At 48.1% G+C, this 22,601-nt stretch carries 20 protein-coding genes; 16 read left to right on the top strand and 4 right to left on the bottom strand.

Features of this window, described 5'->3' with window-relative positions; translation table 11 throughout:
- Nucleotides 1-18: 18 nt before the first annotated feature.
- The 13 genes from PPA03S_RS11260 to PPA03S_RS11200 all read left to right on the top strand — a co-directional run bounded on the left by PPA03S_RS11260 (nucleotide 19) and on the right by PPA03S_RS11200 (nucleotide 15,462).
- On the top strand, nucleotides 19-885 hold the full coding sequence (locus PPA03S_RS11260) for a carbohydrate ABC transporter permease (RefSeq protein WP_062322826.1): 867 nt from the start codon (nucleotides 19-21) through the stop codon (nucleotides 883-885).
- Nucleotides 885-1,712, top strand: coding sequence for a carbohydrate ABC transporter permease (locus PPA03S_RS11255; protein ID WP_062322824.1), 828 nt, complete (start codon nucleotides 885-887; stop codon nucleotides 1,710-1,712). The genes PPA03S_RS11260 and PPA03S_RS11255 overlap by 1 nt, the downstream gene beginning before the upstream one ends.
- Before the next feature lie 284 nt (nucleotides 1,713-1,996).
- Nucleotides 1,997-3,766, top strand: a complete 1,770-nt coding sequence (locus PPA03S_RS11250; RefSeq protein ID WP_082704102.1) for a cache domain-containing sensor histidine kinase — start codon at nucleotides 1,997-1,999, stop codon at nucleotides 3,764-3,766.
- A complete protein-coding gene (locus PPA03S_RS11245; RefSeq protein WP_062322820.1) occupies nucleotides 3,753-4,547 on the top strand; it encodes a response regulator transcription factor in 795 nt (264 codons plus the stop codon). The genes PPA03S_RS11250 and PPA03S_RS11245 overlap by 14 nt, the downstream gene beginning before the upstream one ends.
- 122 nt (nucleotides 4,548-4,669) lie before the next feature.
- On the top strand, nucleotides 4,670-5,989 hold the full coding sequence (locus PPA03S_RS11240) for an extracellular solute-binding protein (RefSeq protein ID WP_062322819.1): 1,320 nt from the start codon (nucleotides 4,670-4,672) through the stop codon (nucleotides 5,987-5,989).
- Nucleotides 5,990-6,019: 30 nt separating this feature from the next.
- Nucleotides 6,020-6,901, top strand: a complete 882-nt coding sequence (locus tag PPA03S_RS11235) for a carbohydrate ABC transporter permease (protein ID WP_062322817.1) — start codon at nucleotides 6,020-6,022, stop codon at nucleotides 6,899-6,901.
- 39 nt (nucleotides 6,902-6,940) lie between these two features.
- Nucleotides 6,941-7,828, top strand: coding sequence for a carbohydrate ABC transporter permease (locus PPA03S_RS11230; protein WP_379383797.1), 888 nt, complete (start codon nucleotides 6,941-6,943; stop codon nucleotides 7,826-7,828).
- 339 nt (nucleotides 7,829-8,167) lie between these two features.
- Nucleotides 8,168-9,577, top strand: coding sequence for an MATE family efflux transporter (locus tag PPA03S_RS11225; RefSeq protein WP_062322815.1), 1,410 nt, complete (start codon nucleotides 8,168-8,170; stop codon nucleotides 9,575-9,577).
- A gap of 235 nt (nucleotides 9,578-9,812) precedes the next feature.
- A complete protein-coding gene (locus PPA03S_RS11220; RefSeq protein ID WP_082704101.1) occupies nucleotides 9,813-10,709 on the top strand; it encodes a helix-turn-helix transcriptional regulator in 897 nt (298 codons plus the stop codon).
- 85 nt (nucleotides 10,710-10,794) lie between these two features.
- Entirely contained in the window at nucleotides 10,795-11,682 is an 888-nt protein-coding gene (locus tag PPA03S_RS11215; protein ID WP_062322813.1) for an Rpn family recombination-promoting nuclease/putative transposase, read from the top strand.
- A gap of 402 nt (nucleotides 11,683-12,084) precedes the next feature.
- Nucleotides 12,085-12,795, top strand: coding sequence for a response regulator transcription factor (locus PPA03S_RS11210; RefSeq protein ID WP_062322811.1), 711 nt, complete (start codon nucleotides 12,085-12,087; stop codon nucleotides 12,793-12,795).
- Nucleotides 12,792-14,297, top strand: a complete 1,506-nt coding sequence (locus tag PPA03S_RS11205; protein WP_062322808.1) for a sensor histidine kinase — start codon at nucleotides 12,792-12,794, stop codon at nucleotides 14,295-14,297. The genes PPA03S_RS11210 and PPA03S_RS11205 overlap by 4 nt, the downstream gene beginning before the upstream one ends.
- Before the next feature lie 55 nt (nucleotides 14,298-14,352).
- Complete coding sequence (locus PPA03S_RS11200; RefSeq protein WP_167666014.1) at nucleotides 14,353-15,462, top strand: DUF5050 domain-containing protein; 1,110 nt, start codon at nucleotides 14,353-14,355, stop codon at nucleotides 15,460-15,462.
- A 74-nt stretch (nucleotides 15,463-15,536) separates the two neighbouring features.
- On the opposite strand, the gene PPA03S_RS11195 is transcribed toward PPA03S_RS11200, so the two are convergent.
- The 3 genes from PPA03S_RS11195 to PPA03S_RS11185 are packed head-to-tail and all read right to left on the bottom strand — an operon-like array spanning nucleotide 15,537 to nucleotide 16,992.
- Nucleotides 15,537-15,986, bottom strand: coding sequence for a YvaD family protein (locus PPA03S_RS11195; RefSeq protein WP_068964072.1), 450 nt, complete (start codon nucleotides 15,984-15,986; stop codon nucleotides 15,537-15,539).
- A complete protein-coding gene (locus PPA03S_RS11190) occupies nucleotides 15,983-16,420 on the bottom strand; it encodes a DMT family transporter (RefSeq protein ID WP_068964070.1) in 438 nt (145 codons plus the stop codon). Before PPA03S_RS11190 ends, PPA03S_RS11195 begins: the two co-directional genes overlap by 4 nt.
- Before the next feature lie 2 nt (nucleotides 16,421-16,422).
- Entirely contained in the window at nucleotides 16,423-16,992 is a 570-nt protein-coding gene (locus PPA03S_RS11185) for a TetR/AcrR family transcriptional regulator (RefSeq protein WP_062322805.1), read from the bottom strand.
- A gap of 166 nt (nucleotides 16,993-17,158) precedes the next feature.
- Between PPA03S_RS11185 and PPA03S_RS11180 the strand changes: the two genes are divergently transcribed.
- The 3 genes from PPA03S_RS11180 to PPA03S_RS11170 all read left to right on the top strand — a co-directional run bounded on the left by PPA03S_RS11180 (nucleotide 17,159) and on the right by PPA03S_RS11170 (nucleotide 21,041).
- On the top strand, nucleotides 17,159-18,067 hold the full coding sequence (locus tag PPA03S_RS11180) for a LysR family transcriptional regulator (RefSeq protein WP_062322803.1): 909 nt from the start codon (nucleotides 17,159-17,161) through the stop codon (nucleotides 18,065-18,067).
- A gap of 372 nt (nucleotides 18,068-18,439) precedes the next feature.
- Nucleotides 18,440-19,612 carry a M20 family metallopeptidase gene (locus tag PPA03S_RS11175; RefSeq protein ID WP_245683577.1) on the top strand — a complete coding sequence of 391 codons (1,173 nt, stop codon included), beginning with the start codon at nucleotides 18,440-18,442 and terminating at the stop codon, nucleotides 19,610-19,612.
- Nucleotides 19,613-19,616: 4 nt separating this feature from the next.
- Nucleotides 19,617-21,041, top strand: a complete 1,425-nt coding sequence (locus PPA03S_RS11170) for a YfcC family protein (RefSeq protein ID WP_245683576.1) — start codon at nucleotides 19,617-19,619, stop codon at nucleotides 21,039-21,041.
- 89 nt (nucleotides 21,042-21,130) lie between these two features.
- Here the strand turns inward: PPA03S_RS11170 and PPA03S_RS11165 are convergent.
- Nucleotides 21,131-22,601 (bottom strand): S-layer homology domain-containing protein (locus tag PPA03S_RS11165; RefSeq protein WP_174532130.1); only part of this gene is annotated, 1,471 nt, incomplete at its 5' end.

Raw genomic sequence — 22,601 nt, 5'->3', positions numbered from 1 at the left:
TCCGAAGGAGGATGGAGTATGAACAAGCGCATCGCGCCTTATTACTGGATGACGGTTCCGGCGGTAATCCTGTTCTTCGTATTTATGACGCTGCCGGCCCTCCAGGGGATCTATTATTCATTTACGAATTACAACGGTTTCGGAAAAGGCTATGACTTTGTTGGATTCAAAAACTATTTCAATTTGTTTCAGGATAACAATGTAGGCCACGCCTACTGGTTCACCTTCAAGTTTGCAATCGTTGTAACGATCCTGACGAATATTCTGAGTCTGCTCATTGCACTCGGGCTGAATGCCAAGATCAAGTTCCGTAACTTTTTCCGTGGCATCTACTTCCTGCCGAATATTCTGAGTGTATTGATCGTAGGTTACATATTTAACTACCTGTTCTCCAATGTGTTCCCGATCTGGGGGCAAAACCTGGGGATTAACGCTCTATCCACCAACATTCTGGGCAGCGAAAGCCTGGCATGGATCGGGATCGTGATTGTGGCTGTATGGCAATCGGTCGCGTTGAATACGATTCTGTATTTGGCGGGATTGCAAACGATCCCCACGACATTGTATGAAGCTTCGAATCTGGATGGTGCCGGCAAATGGCGTGAATTCTGGAGCATTACGTTTCCACTCATTGCCCCGTTCTTCACCATTAATATGGTGCTGGCGATGAAAAATTCCCTGATGGTCTTCGATCAAATCGTCGCCTTGACTAATGGTGGACCGGGACGGGCCACGCAGTCCATCTCCCATCTGATCTACACGGGTGGATTTGAAGGCGGCGAATATGCGTATCAATCTGCGAACTCGGTAATTTATTTCATCGTTATCGCGGTGATTTCGATTCTACAAATCCGGTTCCTGCAAAGAAGGGAGATGGATCTGTAATGAGAAGCCGTTTACGTACCAACTGGCTCGTCATGCTGTTGATTGTTCTGGGTACTTTGTTCATTCTGTTCCCTTTATATATGACGGTTACGATTGCATTGAAAAATCCGGAGCAAATGGCCCAATCGGTATTTGCCATTCCAACAACGCTTCACTGGGAGAACTTTGCAAGTGCCATAGACATGACAAACTTCTTCCAATCCTTCCGTAACAGTGCCATTGTTACTGCATCGACAGTTATCCTGACCTTGCTCAGTAACTCCATGGTCGCATATGCCATTGCTCGAAATATGGAGAAACGGAAGTTTTTCAAAGGGCTCTACTACTACTTCGTCAGCGCGATGTTCATTCCGTTTCCAATTATCATGCTGCCGATTGTTAAGCTGACCGCTTCACTGGAAATGACCAATCTGCTTGGTCTTATCCTGCTGCACACGGTGTATGGTCTCGCTTTTAACGTATTTGTGTATGTAGGTTACATTCGGTCCATTCCGGTAGCGCTGGAAGAAGCTGCTTTTGTGGATGGAGCAACAACCTGGGGCACGTTCTGGAAAATCATTTTCCCATTAATGGCTCCGATCAGTGCCACGGTTGGTATTCTGACCTGTCTGTCCACGTACAATGACTTCCTGCTACCGCTCATTATTATCAGTGATCCGGCACAATACACATTACCGCTGGTACAGTATGTGTTCCAGGGTCAATTCAATACCGACTTTAACCTGGCATTTGCTTCGTACCTGCTGGCGTTGCTGCCGATGATCATCATTTATCTGTTTGCACAGAAGTGGATCATCAACGGCGTGACACAAGGTTCGGTCAAATAGTGAAGAAAAGGGCGGACTCAATGAGTCGGCCCTTTTTTTTGTTTATAAGTTTCAGGTTTATGATGCAGCCCTGTATTTAAATGATTGATTAAGATGGAAATCTGTGCTATTTTTTAGTCGTTAGTTTAATCGCTAAACAAAGAATGGTGAAGGAGATCGACAAGCCAATAATGTAAACGCTTCAACCATTGGCGATGATGGATTCCGGCATACTTGTACTCAATCGCCACCCAACATGAGAAACGGGTGGCGATTTCTTTTACATGCGGGGAGGAGAATGGGGTTTGCGAGGGAATTTGGGCAGATGGAACTCGTTGCGCAATCAGATTTTTGTTGGATTTGTATTGGTCATGCTGGTGGTGTTGTTTATTGCGGGAATTGTCGCCTACGATCGAGTATCCAGTTTGCTGAAGACTAATGCAGAGAAGCATATCCATCAGACTGCTGTTCAGGCTAATGGCAGACTGGATGCCTTAATTACACAGGTTAATTCGCTGACAGCCCAAGTCGCCGATGATCCTTACGTTCAGCGTCTGCTGAGCAATGAGAAAGGCGCAGAACCGGCCAGGTTTAATCAACGTCAAGCGCTCTTGCAGATTGTAAGCAGCTACCAGTCCTTTATGAGCGGTGTGCAGAGCTTGGAGATCTACACGACAAATTACAGCAGAATATTTCCCATGGATGACCGTTCTTTGGACAAAAGGCTTGGACAACACTGGATTGCAGACGCAGATGAGGAGAAAGGTCGGTTGGTCTGGACGGGTCCCGATCCGGAAGATCCGGGAGTCATCATGGCGATTCGGCGAATCAACCTGATGGACCGGGCCTTCGATCATGGAGGGTATATTGTGGTGCGGATGCAGCGCAGCTTTTTTCAATTGAATGATCTGGATGCGGAGGACGATGTACAGGACTCTATTCTGCTAGTGGATGCGACCGGAAGTGTAGTTACCTCCAATCTGGATACAAGTCTGGATGTGGAGGCATTGCTGAGCAGTGACAGCTCAGTAGTCGAGACCCGGGATGAGCCTTATATCGTTGTCAAACAGCATTCCGAAATGACGGGATGGACTATCGCCGTCCTTACGCCTGTGAGCGAGACGACGGAGGGGGTGTCCATTCTTCGTACGGCATTGCTTATTTCCGGTTTGTTTGGGGTTGTGTTGTTCCTTATTATGTCCTTCCTCCTGTCTACAATGATTACACGTCCCATCACCCGACTAATGAGGGCCATGCGCAGTGCACGTCCGGGAGCCATGAAGCCCAATGTTATGGTGAGCTCAACGATGGAGATACACAGGCTCAATGAAGTATACAATCAGATGGTCTACCGATTGAACGAATTGACCCAAGAGGTGTACGAAAAGGAAATCATGCAGTCACGAACGGAATTGAAGGCGCTGCAGTCGCAGATCAATCCCCATTTCCTGTTTAACACGCTGGAGGCGTTCTACTGGTCGCTTGAGGACAAAGGAGACGAGGAGATGGCGCGTATGGTTGTGGCAATGTCCCGATTATTTCGCTACATTATCTCCAGTCCCAATCAGGATGAATGGGTTACGATTGCGGATGAACTGGAACACGCGGAACGTTATCTTCGAATCATGGAAATGAGGCTGGGAGAAAGACTGCAATGGGAGATTAAGCTAAGCGATGCGATGCGTAGGGTCAGAATTCCCAAACTGCTCATACAGCCATTGGTGGAGAATGCCATTCTTCATGGGATAGAGAGCAAAATTGGACCTGGAAAGGTAAGTGTTCTTGTTGATTCTTCCACGACGGAGGGGCTGGTTCGCATCGAGGTACAAGATAATGGACCTGGCATGGATGATGCTCGACTTCAATCTGTTGTTTGCGCATTGAACGGTGGACCTGCTGTTTCCAACAAGGGAACGGGGGTGGGCTTGATCAACGTCCATCTCCGGCTGAAGCTCTATTTTGGCAGTCAGCTTGGGGAAATGTGCAGGCTTTCCATTACGAGCGAGGTCGGTAAAGGGACTGTCATTTGCTTTGAGATTCCGAAGGATACGGAGGGTGTATATGATTCAGGGTAGAACCATTCTTATCGTTGATGATGAGCCACGTACACGAGAAGGGATTCGCAAGACGCTGGAAGGTTGGTCCACTGGTCGGAATGAGATCCGGACAGCTGCAAGTGGAGTCGAGGCGGTGGCATGGCTCCAGGGCCGGACGGCAGACCTTTTGATTACAGATGTTCGCATGCCTGAATTCTCCGGTCTGTCCCTTGTTGAAGCCGTACAGCACTTTCCGAGCAAGCCTGTCGTGTTGATTATGTCAGGGCATGCCGATTTTCAGTATGCACAGCAGGCCATCAAACTCGGCGTAGTGGATTATTTACTTAAACCGATTGAGAAGGAACAGCTGATACAGACGGTAGAAAAAGCGCTGCAACTCGGTGATGAGCAGCGGCGTATTCAAACCATGCAGAAGCTGGTCGATCCCAAGCTTCTGGATGCCAAGGAACGGGGAGACCAGAGGCTTAGTCCCCAGATCAGCGAAGCAGTTGCTTATGTGGAATCGCATCTGAGCGAGCATGTCACCCTGCGGGAAATCGCAGCTATGCTGCACGTGAACTCAAGTTATTTTAGCGTTCTGTTCAAGGATCAGACCGGAATCAATTTTAGTGAATATCTGACGCGTACACGTATTCAGCGGGCCAAAGAAATGCTCGTTCAGACGCATTTGCCAATCTCGGAGATCGCCGAACAGGTAGGCTATCAGACCGATAAATATTTTATTAAGGTATTCAAAAGCCTGGAAGGGCTCAGTCCTAGCAAATACAGACATTCGATTACAGCTCAAAAAGAGGAATAAATAACCACAAAATAGTGGAGTTTTTCCAAATCATCCTGGTCTTATGAGGGAGATGTACCCATGCTACAATTTTATTAAAGCGGTTACATCAACCGAATAACCATTAACAGGGGGTTGGGAATATGAGAAAAAAGCCAATAGCAATGCTGCTGACATTGACACTTATCCTCGCCGTGTTTTTATCCGGATGCAGCAATTCAGGTTCGGACGGAGAGGGTGAAACGAGCGGTAGTGGCTCTGACGGAAAAGTAACCCTTAAGTTTATGCATCTCTGGCCAGCAGGCAGCTCTGCACAGCAGAATAAGCTGGTTAATGAGATCATCAAGCAGTACCAGACCGATCATCCGAATGTGACCATCAAACAGGAAGTCCTGGAGAATGAACAGTATAAGAACAAACTGAAAATCCTGTCCGCTTCCAATGAACTCCCTGATGTTGGTGTCACCTGGGCTGCCGGTTTCCTGGAGCCTTATGTGAAGGGCAATCTGTTTGCCCCGGTGGACGACCTTCTGAGTGGTTCACTGGATGGGAAGTTCATTGCCGGAACGACGGAAGCATATGCGGTTGACGGCAAAACCTATGCGCTTCCCATTGAGTTGAATATATCTCCGATCTATTACAACAAAGATATTTTTGCCAAGTATAATCTGCAACCCCCGGCCACATATGATGAATTTCTGAATGTTATACAAACGCTGACAGACAATGGCGTGGTTCCCATCGCTCTCGGTAATAAGGACCGCTGGACCGGATCCCTTTGGTACATGTACTTGGCCAATCGTCTGGGCGGTGATGCGTTGGAGAAGGCCATCAATGGAACAGGCAAGTTTGACGATCCTGCCCTGATTCAAGCAGCAACGGAAGTACAGAAGCTGGTGGATATGAACGCCTTCAATAAAGGCTATAATGGCCTGTCCAATGATGAAGGCAAATCGGAATTCATGAATGTAAAAGCAGCCATGTATCTCATGGGCACCTGGGAACTGCCGAATTATACGACAAACCCGGATATACCGCAGGAATTCAAGGATAAAATCGGATTTTTCAAATTCCCGACGATGGATGGCGGCAAAAGCGATATTAACAGTTGGGTCGGCGGTCCGGGTGTAGGTCTGTTCGTTGCACAGAACTCCAAAGTGAAGGATGAAGCTCAGAAATTCGTTCAATATTTTGTAGAGAAATGGGGCGAAAGCTCTGTAACCGAAGCAGGTGTCATTCCGGCAACCAAAGTGGACACAGCCGAGGTACAACTGCCGCAGCTCTACACGGACCTGCTGAACGAATTGAATCAGGCCAGCAGCCTGACCTTATTCGCTGACGTGCAGATGAAACCGACGGCGGCTCAGGTTCATCTGGACATGATTCAGGCGCTGTTCGGAAAAGCGGTCACTCCTGAGGATTTTGTGAAGAATCATCAGGCAGCCATTGATAAAGGCAACTAACCGTACAACGCTTATAGGGAGGATATTGTGATGGATAAAGTCATGTCCAACCGTTTAGTCGCTGCGTTGTACGTGCTTCCCGCACTGCTGCTGTTATTGGTACTAATCTATATCCCGATCGTGCTGACCGGATATTACGGATTGATGCAGTGGGACGGGATCGGCGCAATGACCTTTATCGGTTTCGAAAATTATGCAAGATTGCTTCATGACGCAACGTTCTGGCAGAGTGCATATCATACCTTTCTGCTAGCCTTGTTCTCTGCACTGAGCCTGATCGGTTATCTGATGATTGCACTTGTACTGTCAGGCAAAATTAAGGGAGCCAACCTCTTTCGGAAAATATATCTGATTCCGATGTTGTTGTCCTCCGTAGCCATTGCCCAGTTATGGCTAAAGATTTATCATCCCAGCAATGGTGTGCTTAACTCCTTTCTGGAAGGAATCGGAATTGCCAATCCGCCAGCCTGGCTGGCGGAGCCATCCCTGGTGCTGTATGCACTGTTCGTACCTATACTGTGGCAGTACGCCGGATTTTACATCCTGATCTACTACGCAGCGCTCAAGAATATCCCGGAGTCGCTGGTAGAAGCAGCACGAATTGATGGAGCGAGCCCTTGGCAGATTGCTTTCCGAATCAAGCTGCCCCTGATCACGGAAGTGATCAAAGTGACTATCGTGCTGGCTGTCGTTGGCTCGCTGAAGTACTTTGACCTAATTTATGTGATGACAGACGGTGGACCGAATGGCTCCAGTGAAGTGATGGCTTCTTATATGTATCATCAGGCTTTTCGAGGATTTGACTTTGGTTACGGGAGTGCCGTCGGCTTCTTCCTGCTCGTGATATGTCTGGTCGTCACCTGGCTGCTTCGAAAGGCTACGGCGTCCAAGGACACCATTCAGTATTCTTGAGTGAAGTGAAGTAAGTGAAATGAAAGGAGGTCCATCCCTGTGAAGACCGATACTGCGGTTCGGTTGCCAGCCTATCCGGGAACAGGCACGGGACCGACCGTGCTAAGAAGGCTCGGGTATGTCCTGCTCTACATCCTGCTAATTCTGGTGGCGCTGCTGCAGATTCTGCCCTTGATCTGGCTGCTGCTGTTCTCGCTCAAAAATAATCAGGAAGTATTCGATATGGCACCATTTGCCCTTCCTGCGACTCCGCGCTGGGAGAACTATGTGAAGGTGTGGACGGAAGGCAACATCAGTTTATACTTCTTCAATAGTGTCTGGATCACAGTTGTTTCTGTTGTGTTCACCGTGCTGTTCGCGAGTCTGGTCACCTTCGCCATAACCCGCATGCGCTGGAAAGGGCGTTCTCTGGTGCTCGGATTGTTCATGGTGGGTATGATGATCCCTGTGCATTCTACGCTGATTCCGCTGTTCAGCCTGTTCCTGAAGCTTCATCTTACGGATCATCCATTGTCGGTGATTCTGTCATACATCGCGTTTAATATGCCGATCACGATTATGATCCTGCTGGGTTTCTACTACGCCCTTCCGCGGGAAGTGGAGGAGGCAGCGGTAATGGATGGCTGCTCCGTTCATCGGATTTTCTTCCGCATCGTGCTGCCGATGACCTCCTCGGTAATCGCTACGACGGCAATTATTAACATGATCTATGATTGGAATGAATTTATCTTCGTGAATACATTCATCAGCACAGACGCTTACAAGACGCTGACCGTTGGAGTGCAGAACTTTATTGGACAGTACACAACGGATTGGGGAGCCATTGGTGCGACACTGATGATCAGCATTCTTCCGATCCTGATCGCGTTCCTCGTTTTGAGCAATCGAATCGTAGAGGGTATTGCTGCCGGATCGGTCAAAGGGTAAAAGATAAAATTCATATGAAGCATGCAGGCACATTGGTATTATTGAAAAAGTTGATTCTGGCCCCATTCACCTCCCCATACAAAGGGGCAGTGGATGGGGCCTTTGTCACGAGCTGATTCCATTGCAATGGGAGTATGTGTGGACTATCCCATGCATTGAACCAAACCATGCAAAAAGCGGGTATGTGGAGACGATGTAAACCCTCTAAATGAAAAGATGAAAGCTCCTTTTTATGGCATTTCAAAAAACTTTCAGTTTTTTTTGCAAAACTACTGCATTTTCAAACTACCTGTGCTAACATACCCTAAGAATTAAAGCCCACACGGGAAAGGTGAGAAAATGACAGCAATATCCTCAACCCAAGAGTCCCTGCGTTCGGATGCCAAGGATCTGAATCTGATTCGGCTAACATGGCCTATTTTCCTGGAACTCTTCTTGTTTATGTTGATGGGGAGCGTGGATACATTCATGCTCAGTTCGGTGTCCGATAATGCAGTATCCGGGGTCGGAGCAGCCAACCAGATTATTTCCATTGCTATTCTTGTACTGGAAGTCATTGGACATGGCGCTGCGATTGTTGTGGCACAATATATTGGTTCGAAGAAGTTGAGTGAGGCGGCACAAGTCACAGGTAATGCGATTACACTGAATCTGATCGTCGGATTGATCCTCAGCGGAAGCTTCCTTCTGTTCGGAGGACATCTGCTTACACTGCTTCATATTCAAGGTGAAATATATGATTTTGCCCGTTCTTATATAAGTATTGTCGGAGGCGGGATCTTCCTTCAGGCACTGATTAACGCTCTGGCTGCGACGATCCGTACGCATGGTTACACCAAAGAGACGATGTATGTTTCCGTTCTGATGAACGTGATTCACGTTATTGGTAACTATGCCCTTATTTTTGGCCATTTCGGCATGCCGAAGCTTGGTGTGGAAGGTGCAGCGATCTCTACGGTTGGAAGCCGTCTGATCTGTTTGATTATTTTCTTCTGGCTGCTCTATCGGGTTATGGATGTAAGGGTGGAGTTTGGCTATTATATCAATCTTTCGAAGAAATTTATTAGCAAAATCTTGCGAATCGGTATTCCCTCTGCACTGGAATCCGTTGTATATCAGTCCTGCCAGCTCGTCTTCACCCTGTACGTGACCTATCTGGGTGCTGAAGCGATGGCAACCCGGCAATATGCGGGTAACATCTCAAGCTACATCTATCTATTCAGCATGGCGATCGGCATGGGGACGTCCATTATTGTTGGCCGGCTGGTTGGTGCGCGGCGCAAGAACGATGCTTACAAACGTGTATTCGACAGTGTGAAGTGGGCACTGCTCGCCACGGTTGTCATCGATGTGATTATTATTCTGTTCCGTGTACCACTGATGAGTATATTTACGGATAATCCGGAAATTATCAAGCTGGGGGCACAGGTTATCCTGCTCAGTCTTCTGCTGGAGACCGGGCGAACCTGCAATATTGTGATTATTGGTTCCCTTCGTGCCGCAGGTGATGCGAAGTTCCCGGTATACATGGGGCTGATCTCAATGGTCTGCATGAGTCTGCCGCTGGGCTATTTGCTGGTGTTCAAGCTTCATATGGGGCTCGCCGGCGTCTGGCTTGCGATTGCCGCAGACGAGTGGACCCGAGCTGTCATTATGTATTTCCGCTGGAAGAGCCGGGCTTGGGAGAAACATGATCTCGTGGAGCATGATGACGAAGAGGTTGGTGCACAGCCGGTACCGGCTGTCTGACGAAGAATGTTGTGTGAATAGATAAATGAACCTGTTGTAGATCAATGGAGTGCCTCTACAGGAGCCACTGAGCAACAGTTTCCCAGGAGAGTCAATTACGGAAAGGATTCAATCCGTGATTGGCTCTCTTTGCATTTCCGGTAGAGATCAGCAGAAGTGAGGATAGCAAAAATGATCAAAACGGCGATGACATCATTCACGTATAGTAAGGATATGGAAGGGGGCTTTACCTCAGTTGAGCCGTTACCGTGCAATGATTCAGCAAAGTTTGTTCTATATTGAAACCCATCTGCATGAGGAGATCGGGCTGGAGGAAGTGGCGTCCGAGGCGTTGTTGTCGCCGTATCACTACCACCGGGTTTTCCGTAATGAGGTTGGCATGACCGTGGTGGATTATATCCGAAACCGTCGGATGAGTCTGGCGTCCACGGCCCTGCGATCGACGGATGCAGGCATTCTGGACATCTCCCTGGCTTGTGGATTTGAGAGTCAGGAAGCCTTCACCCGCGCATTCCGCAAATTATATGGCATGCCACCAGGACATTTTCGCAAATTGTTCGATCTGAAATTATTCGAAGGAAGAACCAGAGGAGGAGAATTACAGATGAATCAGACGTCAACGATTACAGGTTGGATGTTAACCGGAAGTCATCCGCAAAATTATGAGATGGGTATTGATCCTGCCGAAGTGCATCAGGGCAAGTCATCGGGCTATCTGAAAGCTGTTACACCGATGGAGAGCAACGAATTCGCAACAATGATGCAGCAGTTCAAAGCGGACAGGTATGTAGGCAAACGGATGAGACTATCCGGTTTTGTGAAGACAGATCGCGTGGATGTGTTCTGCGGATTATGGATGCGTGTGGATAATAACGTCCATGATGTACTTCAATTTGATAACATGCACGATCGGCCCATTACGGGTACGCAGCCATGGAATCAGTATAGTATTGTGCTTGATGTGCCGGAGGGGAGCGCGGTCATTTCGTTCGGGGTTATTTTGAACGGTAAAGGAAAAGTGTGGGTCGACAGCTTCCGCTTCGAGGAAGTTGATCTGAACACACCGCTGACACATATGGAGACAGAGTACGAGATGTCGGACGAGCCAATGAATCTGTCCTTTGAAGAGTGACTAGATGTGAATGCAGGTTTAACGTTAAGCTGAGGAAGTATGGGAATTATGATATAATACTGGTGAAGAATGGAGCTGATGCTGGATGACGGATTTGCTCGATCCACGAGTGGATTTTGTATTCAAACGTATTTTTGGAAGTGAGCAAAGTAAAGATGTTTTGTTGGCTTTCCTTAACAGCACATTTATTGAAACCGGTGAGTCGCCTCTTACAGAGATTACACTTATTAACACGTTTACGGACAAAGATAGTCCGGAAGATAAACAATCTATTTTGGATATCAAAGCACGTACGGTGGAGGGCAAGTTAATCAACATTGAGATGCAGCTGTTTAATCCGTATAATATGGAAAAAAGGACGCTGTTCTACTGGAGCGAAATGTACTCTCACCAGATCAAGAAGGGCGAAAACTATAATCTTTTGAAAAAATGCGTGACAATCAATATTTTAAATTACTCATGTCTGGATAATGAACGATATCACAATGTTTTTCATTTACGCGAAGATCATACAGGTATTGGTTTGACAGATGATATAGAAATTCATGTGATGGAATTGACCAAACTGGATCAACACCCTGTCCCTATGGACAAGGGCGGACTGGTAAACTGGCTTTTATTCTTAAAAGGGATTGATCCATCAAACTGGGAGGTGCTGGCGATGAATGAACCGATGCTGAAAAAGGCGATGGACACGCTAGAATTCCTGAGTCAGGATGCAGCTACGAGAATGGCTTATGATGCACGGATGAAAGCACTAAGCGATGAGAAGTCGATGATAGAAGGTGCACGTGCTGAGGGTGAAGCCAAAGGGAAAGTAGAAGGTAGAGTAGAAGGCAGAGTAGAAGGCAGAGTAGAGGGTAAATTGGAAATGGCGCGTGAGCTGCTTGCACTTGGCGTAGACATGTCTGCTGTGGTGAAGGCCTCTGGACTCTCTGAAGAGGAAATCAAAAAGCTGCTGCCCAAGCAGTAACTGAAACTAAATCAACACGAATCCAGAGCTGATCCAAATACGGATTGGCTCTTTTTGTTGTATTTGGGGTATTAAAAAAGTGGAGCACAGTCCAAGCTTAGAGAATACAGGCTTTTCTTGCAAACCGTAAAGTCCTCCATGGCTAATCAGGTCATACCTTGATAACATAGATAAGATGAACTAAACATATACACGAAAACGAAGAGTGCAGAACCTATCTGAAGAAGCGGAGCGCTCGCCTTTATCACCGGATTTTCCCCTTAGGAAAAGGGAATCAAAAAATCAGGGGATAACAGCGATCGGAAGATGGTGCTGCAATTGGAGTGGTCTATTGTAAATTTTGTTGGTTTAACTTTATTGATCCATGGATATAACTCATGACACATATAGAGGATGATTTTGATGAATAAAAAAGTGCTGGTCGTGGATGACGAGTCCAGTATCGTCAGTGCCATTGCCTACGCGCTGCGGCGCGAAGGATATGAAGTAGAGACAGCGAATGACGGTGAAGAAGCATTGGTCAAGGTGGCCTCATTCCATCCCCAGGTCATGATTCTGGACGTCATGATGCCCAAGCTGGATGGATACGGCGTATGCCGCAGGCTGGAGGACCGGGAGGATATCGGTATTATTTTGCTGACCGTCAAAAATGACATCGTGGACAAGATCGTCGGCCTGGAAATGGGCGCGGATGATTACATGACCAAACCGTTTGAAATCCGCGAATTGCTCGCCCGGGTAAAAGCACTGATGCGTCGCGTGGAGAAAAGCAGTCCACCATCTGATGATTCCAAGAATCAGGCTATCGTCAATGGAACATTACGCATCCATATCGCTCACCGCACCGTGATGGTGAATGAGGAGAAGCTGGATTTGACGCCAAAAGAGTTCGACTTGCTGACCATTCTGATGTCCAACCCGGAGCGTGTATATACGCGGGATGATCTATTGGACCGGGTGTGGGGGATGGAATATGCCGGGGGCACACGGACGGTGGATATTCATATTCAGCGGCTGCGCAAAAAAATCGGCGATACCGATCAGCAAAAATTGCAGACGGTATACGGCATTGGCTACAAGGCAGCAGCCCCTGAACCGGGCGGCTCGGCATGAGAGTCAGCATCAAGCTGAAGTTCAGCGTTTTTCTGGCCGCATTGCTGATCCTGACCGTCGTTGTACTGAGCTCTCTGGTATTGCGAGGTATTGAGCGCAATCAGCAGACGCAGATCGAGACTGTTTTGTCCCAACAGACCCGTCTGGTGAATCTGAATGTGCGGCAGTCTTATTATACCGAGTCCGTGCGTCTGGAACAGGAGGTTTTTTTACAGCAGAATGGCCGCAGGCTGGCTCAGGAGCTTGCGAGCTCCACAGGTCTGCCCATTGCACTTTATGATATGAAGGGACAGCAGGTTGGTTCCTCAATCATGTCTGAGGAAAGTGCAGATATTACTGCTACGCTAAACTATGCATTGCAAAATAAAATTGCTTACCACGAGCAAGGGGATACGCTGTTATATATGGCACCGCTGGATGGACCAGATGGACAGATGGGCGCTGTGCGCATGCAGTATCCGGTTCAGAGCTATCATGAATTCTATGCCCGTATCCTGCAGTTGTTTATGTGGGCGGGGATTGCGGTTGTTGGGCTGAGCTTCATTCTGGGGTATCTCTTCTACAATCGTTTTGCCGTTGCGATAACCCGCTTGAAGAAGTCTGCCGATTCCATCCGGGAGGGCCATTATATTGCCGAATCGCCAGTGCGGCGCAAGGATGAATTAGGCGAGTTGGGACAAGGCATTTATTATATGAGCACATCCATTCAACAGAATATTGCAGCCATGCATGAAGAACAGCAGAAGCTCCAGCTCGCGATCGAGAAACTTCAAGCACTGGAGCAGCAGCAGAAACAGTATATCGGTAACATCAGCCATGAGTTTAAGACGCCGCTTACGTCCATTAAGGCATATGTGGAGCTGCTGGACATGTATAAGGATGATCCGCAGCTGCTCGATGATGCCACGAATAATATTGGCAAGGAAACCGAGCGATTATACGAGATGGTAGAGAAGGTGCTGCATTTATCTGCTCTGGAGAAATATGATTTCGAAAATCAGGCGGAGGATGTGGAGGTACGTGCTTTGCTGGAGGATGCCTGTGGCCGGATGCGCGGAAAGGCTGAGAAATTTGCACTAAAAATGGAACTGAATCTGCAGCCTGCGGTCATCCGCAGTGATCGGGAAAGTCTGATGCATATTTTCATCAATATGCTGGATAATGCCATTAAATATAACGTGCCGGGTGGCGTTATCCGGGTAAGCAACGAGTTACGAATGCAGGAGCGTCAAGCGGTTATCCATATCTTTAACTCGGGTACTCCGATTCCGGCAGAGGCACAGGAGAAGATTTTTGAACCCTTTTACACTGTCAATAAGGACAGGGCCAGAAAAACCGGAGGAACCGGACTGGGACTATCACTCGTCAAGCAATTTGTGGAGAAGCAGGGCGGTATGATCACACTGTTGCAGAGCGATTCGAAGGATGAGGAAGGAACAACGTTCCGGTTAATTTTTCCTCTGGCCGTTTCGAGTTTACAAGTTGGAAACAAGTCTGAATAACTTTGGAAGTATGCGATGGGTATGCTTGGTCTATAGAAAGCAATCAGGAGGGACCATGATGAATTGGAAACAGGCGGCTTTGGGCACGCTCGGGGCAATCGTCCTATTATCGGCAACAGCATGCGGGGGAACAACGGAACCAGGGGGCGATACACAGAACGGAAAAACCGGTACGGATATTACGGTAAAGGATAACACCAATACGTCGGTGTACCAGAGCTTTAAGCTGGAGAAAATCGATAAACTGCCGAATATGCGCGGGGTAGCGTGGTTGAGCAATGACTGGATTTTGTCGGATAAAGAGAACATGTCCTTGAAGCCTGTCACGGTTGAGGGTGTGAAGCGATATCCGCATAACTTATACATGTATGATCTAACGAAGGGTACAGATACACCAGTGAAGGAAAGTGAAGTGAGTCTGGGCTCTCCACTCGTGTCGCCGGATAGTCAGTATATTTTCTACAGAGAACCAGAGGAATCAACAGGCAAAGGCTTTATTCTGAACCTGCACAACGGGGAAGTGGTACCTGCGGGCAAGGACGATGGATTTGTTTTTGAAGGCGCATGGCTGGATAGGGAGCATGTCGTTTTTCCAAACATGAATGGAGATATCGTATCAGCGAGTGTGGATGGAACGACCAAAGTGCTGGTGAAGACGGGGAACTTTAATATAAGCAGCGTCAGCGTTTCGGGGGATGTGATCTACTACATCACAGGCACGGACGGACAGTTGAATGCCTACGATACGAAGACCACTGAAGTGAAGCAGGTGCTGAAAAGTGTAGAGTGGGTCATTCCGTCCAATGATGGTTCAAAACTGGCGATTGTGAAAAAAACAGCCGATACCAAACGGGCGCTGGTGCTGACCGATCTGGAAGGGAATGAAAAAGCCACACTTGCCAGAGGCACGCAAATCTTCGGAACAAGCTGGTCGGGTGACGATTCCAAAATCGCCTATACCATTAATTCGGAAAGTGATGATGAAAAAGGGCTGTTCGTCTCCAATACGGAATCCGCAGAGCAGTTCCAGATCTCTGCCGATATGGATAACGCCTCCGATCCGCTCGCCTGGAGCCCGGAGGGCAACCGGATTTTGCTGTCACAGGCAGTGCAGGAAAATGAATCGTACCACTTCGTCACCTCGGTCATTACGATTTCGCAGTAATCATGATGAGCCTGTACCCACGAGGGCACAGGCCTTTTTTATAAATAAAACCATAACAATTGTGATTCATTGTATCAGGTAACAGAAGTACTGGAACCAGACTTTGGCGTAGTGGAAGTCTGTTGTAAGGTAGCAGGGTCGTTACTGCTGAAAATCGCCCGTATATAGAATAACGGATAGATCATCAAGTAAAGGTTCGGAACCCACCAGCTCCAGTCGAAGTCTGCACGGAACGACCAGAAGGCAATGGCCTGAAGCCCGGAACAAAAGGTCAGAACGAGGGAGATCAAGGCGACTAACCGCCAGCGTTGATCGGAACGGCGCAGCAGGAACAGACTGTAAAGCCCTGTCGCTGAGATGAGTAGATCAAGCGGCAGAAAAGACAGGTTCCACGATACCAGCAGGGGATTGTTATAATCCTGATACAAGTATTCTTTTGGAATCCACGCTCCCCAAGTCACAATCCAGTATAAAAGAAAACCAATATCCGTGAGGAGAAACAGAGTTTTTAACGAGCGGCTCAACGTGATTCCTCCTTGATAGAAGCCGATTCAGCAAATGTATGGAACGGAACTTCCATTGGTGCTGCAGAAGACGAGTACACGATTATCGAGTGGGTAGAGTCGTTGGATACCTTCGCTTCCGGGCTGCTTATCCGCAATCCAGCCACACCGAGAATAATGAGTAGCAGCGATCCTGCTTTCAACCAGGTCATCGGTTCCTGAAACGCGAACAGTCCAACTACGGCCAGGATGGTGATGCCAGCTCCGGACCATATGGCATAAGCGATACTAACAGGGATTTCTTTCAGTGCCAGACTCATGACACCAAAACTGATAAGATAAAAAGCCCCCATAAGTACAGCAAGCCCTGGTTTGCTGAGTCCTTCCGACAATTTCATGGAGATTGTCCCGGCAACTTCGAATAAAACGGCTATAGAGAGCCAAACCCATGCCATTATTATTGCTCCTCCTTTGGTAGCACACCTTCCAGCAGCATGTCTACCATCTCCCGCAGTGCTGCAGTCAATGTGCCTCCGTTGAATGATCCGCTTGCTGATTGTTCCATCAACCTGTACAACCCACCAATGTATACCTGTACAAAAATTTCGGTATCGAATGCACGCAGTTCGCCGGATGCTTTCCCTGTCTGAATCAGTTGTCTAATCTCATCCCAGTGCCCCGTTATAAAGAGATCCAACTTGCTCCAGACGACTGGATAATATCGTTGCAATTCTGACAAACGCCTGAGATCGAACATAACCAGATCAGTTGGCAGCATGACAAGGGATTGTCTTAACTTGGACCGATTGGAGAGCGAAGGATCCCTCAGTAGCTGCTGCTCCTTCTCCACGATCTCAGCGAGTGAAGTGTCAAGCAGGGCAGTGAGCAAGTCTTCTTTGGAGGAGAAGAGTTCATATATGGTTTTGGTGCTCATTCCAAGCTGTGTGGACAAGTCATTCATACTGAATCGAAAGCCGCTGCGTATCACTTCTGTACGGACAGCATCAAGGATTCGTTCTTTAACCATATTAAAATGTCCTCCTATCCCGAAGTTCATGGGAAAATAAATAAATCATTTTATTTTTCTGATTTTCCATATTTTAAATCTCGTATCCGTTTGTGTCAAGGAGAGGCACTTCTGCAGGACTACAGAGGTTATACTGAAGAGACGAGAAGTGAAAGGGGACATGGTCATGGATGAAAAGGACTGCCGTTTGCTGCTGAGCGTTTCCGAAGAAAGCAGTCTCACCAAGGCTGCGGAGCGCATGTTTATGACCCAGCCGGCTTTGACATATCGTTTGCAGCAATTGGAGAAGGAATTTGGCGTACCGCTGATCGATAAAACGTTAAAGGGTGCCAGATTCACTCCTGAGGGAGAGCATCTTGCAATGTATGCCCGTAAAATGCTCAATGAGCTTAATCAGGTCAAGGAACAGCTGTCAAACATTCGTAATGAGGTTAAGGGAACGTTGCGTCTCGGGATTGCCAATCATTATTCGTTGTACAAGCTTCCTCCGTTGTTAAAGCAGTTCAAGGAGCTGTACCCTGAGGTGCAGTTTGCAGTGACCTGTGCTCTGAGCGTGGAGGTTATGGAGCTGTTGATGCGGGATGAAATTCAGGTAGGTGTCATACGGGGAGAGCATCCGTGGTATGAGGGGAAACATCTGCTGCACGATGAACCGGTCTGCGTTGTATCCCGTAAACCCATTGAACTGGATCAACTGCCGGAGCTTCCACAAATTGCATTTCAGGAGCCTCTAACGAAGGCGGGTGGCTCTCCCGCGAGCCCATTTCGAGAGGGTGTAGCGGCATGGTGGTATGAGCGCTATGAATGTTCACCAACGGTCGCGATGCGTGTGGACAGTTATGAGACATGCAAGGAAATGGTGCGTTATGGGCTCGGTTATGCCATTATTCCAGGGATTTTCGTATCTGCTTCGGATGGTCTCCATCAGCAGGAACTGATTCGGCAGAATGGGCAGGGAGTGCGGCGTAATACGTGGTTGGTGTATAAGGAAAGTGTGCTGCAGCAGGCAACGGTAGGTCGCTTTGTTGACTTGATGAGAACGGCAGGAACACAGCATGTTGTGGATGGAAGCTAGATACAGACGTAGTGGAGTAGATGCATAATTATCCGGTGTTTTATTATCAAAAAAAGGATTCAGCAGTGTCATTTTCATTGGGAGTATCCATTCAAAGGATGTACACAAGATTAAAATGTTTACCGAATCCGTCTTGGCTTATATGTAAATGTACCCGTACTGTACTGACATCTAGTGATATCCCTATGTTATTATCAAGCGAGTCCATAAAATTTTTTATGGGCTATTCCTTAATTTTTTTGAATTTACTTATGGCTTGGTCACACATACAATATATCCAATCTGATTGTATATTTATTCGATTAAATTGAATATAGAAATGCTGTATTTGGAGAAAGGCGGCAAAATAATATGTATCCTGACCCTGCTCATATGAAGCAAAAAATCAAAGAAACCGTAGATCGGCTGGACCCCGACTTGCGGAAATTATCCCTGCGCATTCACGCTAACCCTGAACTTAGCTTTCAGGAAGTTCAAGCACAACAATGGTTAACCGAACCGCTGGAAGCAGCCGGATTTCAGGTGGAAAAAGGCATTTCAGGCCTCGACACCTCGTTCCGTGCTGTATGGGAAGGCCAGCCAGGTGGACCCACGATTGCACTGCTCGCTGAATATGATGCGCTGCCCCGCATCGGACACGCCTGCGGACACAATCTGATCGGAACCGCTGCTGTTGGTGCAGCACTGGCGCTCAAGGAAGCTTGCCCTGATCTTCCAGGACGGATCATCGTTCTTGGGACTCCGGCTGAAGAAGAGGGCGGCGGCAAAATTATTATGGTGAACGATGGCGTATTCAATGAGATTGATGCTGTCATGATGTGCCACCCGCAGCAAAAAACGATGGTACTGAGAGGTGCGCTGGCCTGTGTGGACGCAACCTTTACGTTCCACGGCAAACAGGCACATGCAGCCTCGTCTCCTGAGAAAGGCATTAGTGCACTGGATGCCTTGGTTAACGCGTACGCGGGGATTAACTCGCTGCGTCCCTATTTGAAGGATGACGTTCGGGTGAACGGAATCATCACCAAAGGTGGAGATGCGCCCAACGTGGTGCCTGAACTGGCTGAAGCCGTATATATCATTCGGGCCAAGACAGTCGAAGAGCTGAAGATCGTCATGGATAAAGTGTATCGCGTTGTGCGCCATGCTGCGGAAGGCGTTGGGGCTACGGTAGATATTACGGAAGGCCTGATCTATGCCGAGCGGAATAACAACAAGACTCTGGCGGGTCTGTTCCGGCAGAACCTGGAGGATATGGGCATTGAGGTGCATGATCCACCGCAAACAGGCGGCGTCGGATCATCGGATATTGGTAACGTAAGCCAAATCACTGCCGCGATCCATCCGTATATTCGGTTAGGCGACGCGACAACACATACACCTGAATTTGCCCGGCTTGCCGGAGCAGAGGAAGGTATGGTCGAACTGAATCGTGCAGCGAAGGCACTTGCACTTACGGCATTCGATTTGTACGCAGACAAGGCAGCATTGCAGCAGGTACGTGATGAATTTGAAGCATGGAAACATCAGAAGGACGAGGGATGATGAATTGGAGAACATAACTAAACAACCACAACAACGGCGTAAATGGTTCAAAATGCCTCACACCTTCGTCATCTTGTTCATTTTGGTGCTGGTAGCTACTGTCCTAACCTATATTATTCCCGCAGGGGAATTTGATCGGGTCAAGGATGAAGCAACAGGCAAATCCTTGCTCGTTCCGGGTTCATACCATCATGTAGAGGCCGATCCAACGGGATTGTGGGATATTCCCAAGTCCATCGTTCGCGGACTGGTTGATTCCGCGGACGTTGTATTCTTTATTTTCATCATCGGTGGAGCATTTCAGATCATTACGAGCACGGGAACGATTGAAGCTCTTACAGGTAGGGTAGCCCGTTCTTTCGCTAATAAAGGATTATGGGTCATCCCGGTATTCATCACCTTGTTCTCAGTTGGTGGGTTTACGATGGGCATGTCCACGGAGGTTATGGTCTTTGTACCGATCGGAATTGCCATCGCGCGTGCGCTGGGGTATGACGCTCTAACGGGTACGGCGATGATCTCACTGGGGGCCTCGTGTGGTTTTACCGCGGGACTGCTCAATCCGTTCAATGTGGGACTGGCTCAGGCCATTGCAGAAGTACCGATCTTCTCAGGTATGTGGCTGCGCGCGATTATCCTGGTGTGTCTCATCTCCGTGACAAGTATCTATATTATGCGGTACGCGTCCAGAGTGAAGTCTGATCCAACTCGTGGTTTGGTGCATGAGCTGGAACAGGAGCAGGCAGCAGATACACCTGCGGTGGACCTGAACAAACTGCCAACGATTCGCATCACACATATTCTGACCATCATTACGATTGTAGCTGGCTTTGCCCTGTTAATCTGGGGTGTATCCAAAGAAGGCTGGTGGATGGAGGAACTGGCGGCTCTCTTCCTGAGCATGGGCGTGATCTCTGGTCTCGTGTCCGGGTTCGGTCCTAGCCGAATTGCCAGTGAATTCGTCAAAGGCGCAAGCAGTATTGCCTATGGTGCCTTTATCATCGGTCTGGCAAGAGGCATCATGGTTGTCCTCGATCAGGGTAACGTGATTGATTCCGTCGTTTACGGGATGTCTACACTGGTTGGTGAATTGCCGTCCTCTGTGCAGGTATTAGGTATGTATTTCTTCCAAAATATCATGAACGTGTTCATTACCTCCGGTACAGGTATGGCCGTGACAACCATGCCAATCATGGTTCCATTATCGGATCTGCTTGGGGTTACCCGTCAGACCGCTGTTCTGGCCTTCCAGTTCGGAGACGGCTTCACCAACATGATTCTGCCAACGTCCTCTGCCTTGATGGGCAGTCTCGCGGTGTCCGGCATTCCGTATCAGAAGTGGGTTAGATTTTTCTGGCCGCTGATGGTCATGTGGATCGCTATGGGTATTGTATTTATGCTTATTGCCAATGCCATTCAGTATTCTTAAAAAAACAAAGAGCCTGTGTTCTGTGGTAGCCCCTCTTAAACTTCGAGAGGGTACTGCCAGAACGCAGGCTTTTATCTTTGCTTGTTATTTTATTTTGGCATGCTCAGCAATAATTTAACCGCTTCTGCACGTGTAGTGTTGTCTCTAGGAGCAAAGGTGTTCAGACCTTTGCCGTTCAATAGCCCGGACTTTTGCAAGCCAGCAACAGCTGTTTTGGCCCACGACGGAATCTGTTCATCATCTACAAAGGATGATCCCGTGCCGGAGTCTGCCTTTAATTGCATAGCGTTGGCGATCATAACAGCCATCTCTGCACGGGTTATAGCTTCATTCGGGCGAAAAGCCCCATTGTTATCCCCTTGAATGAATCCCGCATGTACAGCGTGTGCCACAGCAGACTGTGCCCAGTCTCCTATTTTCGAACGATCGGTAAAAGATAATGTCGCTTCCGTGTACTCTGTGTGCAGCGTATTCATCAGCATCACCGTAAACTCTGCACGTGTAATGGATGCATCCGGTTTGAAGGTTCCATCGCTATACCCTTTCACGATGCCTTGAAGAGCAGCTTGCTGGATGACTTCTTTCGCCCAGTGACCTTCGACATCATGAAACGAAATGTCTGCTGGCTCTTTGGGCGGATCAACCGCCAACACGGCGAACTTGGTAAAATGATTAACGTCCACCCGAATGTGCTTGCCTTCCACAGTAGGTTCACCAGCGGATAGCCAAACCTTATCTTGTTCATCAAAGTAAAAGAGTTCAGCCCGCTGATTGCTCTGCAACTTTGATGGATCAAATGTCAGGGATATGGTTACGGGCACAGTGAAGTTTTGAGGAGCGTTCTTAAGCAGTTCATATACCGGGCTTAGCAGTTGGACCTGGTGGGTCAGCGAGGCAGAGGGATCTGCAATCTGTTCAATGGTAACCTTGAGTTCCTGGTTCATGGCGCCGGCAGGAATGGATACCAAAATGTCATTACCCAAACTTAATTGCCCGGCCTGCCCTGCTGCAAGTGTTAAATGTCCATTCGTGGACGAATGGGGTGTGGTATTAGGTGGCGAAGGGGTACTGCTCGACCCGTTGTTATTCTGGTTACCAGAGCCGCCGCCGCTGCTGTTACCATCATTACCACCTGATGGTGGCGTGGAAGAAACACTCCATTTGGCATATAAGGTCAGATCGGCTGTAATCTCTGTTTGAGCAAAGTTGAATAGAGTCTTCAACTCGGGGTCTGCATACCAGCCTGCAAACGTATAGCCGGAACGGCTTGGCGAAGCAGGTGCTGAAAGTTTCCTTCCGTATTCAACAGCTGCATCGGATACTGCTGAACCTCCAAGTGTATGGAACGTTACCTTATACGTGTTTGGTGCCCATTTTGCATACAATGTGGTGTCCTGGACAATCGATGTAGTATTCAGGTCAAATGGCGTACTCCATTCAGGCTCAGTATACCAGCCAGTGAAAGTGTGTCCTGCTTTGGTTGGAACGTCAGGAACTGCCGCTAACTCACCATACTGGACTGTCTGATCAGGAACGACTGAACCACCATTAGATTCGAAG

This window comes from Paenibacillus pabuli NBRC 13638 (genome assembly GCF_001514495.1).
In the GTDB taxonomy this organism is placed as follows: domain Bacteria; phylum Bacillota; class Bacilli; order Paenibacillales; family Paenibacillaceae; genus Paenibacillus; species Paenibacillus pabuli.
This window is presented reverse-complemented; position numbering and strand designations above follow the sequence as displayed.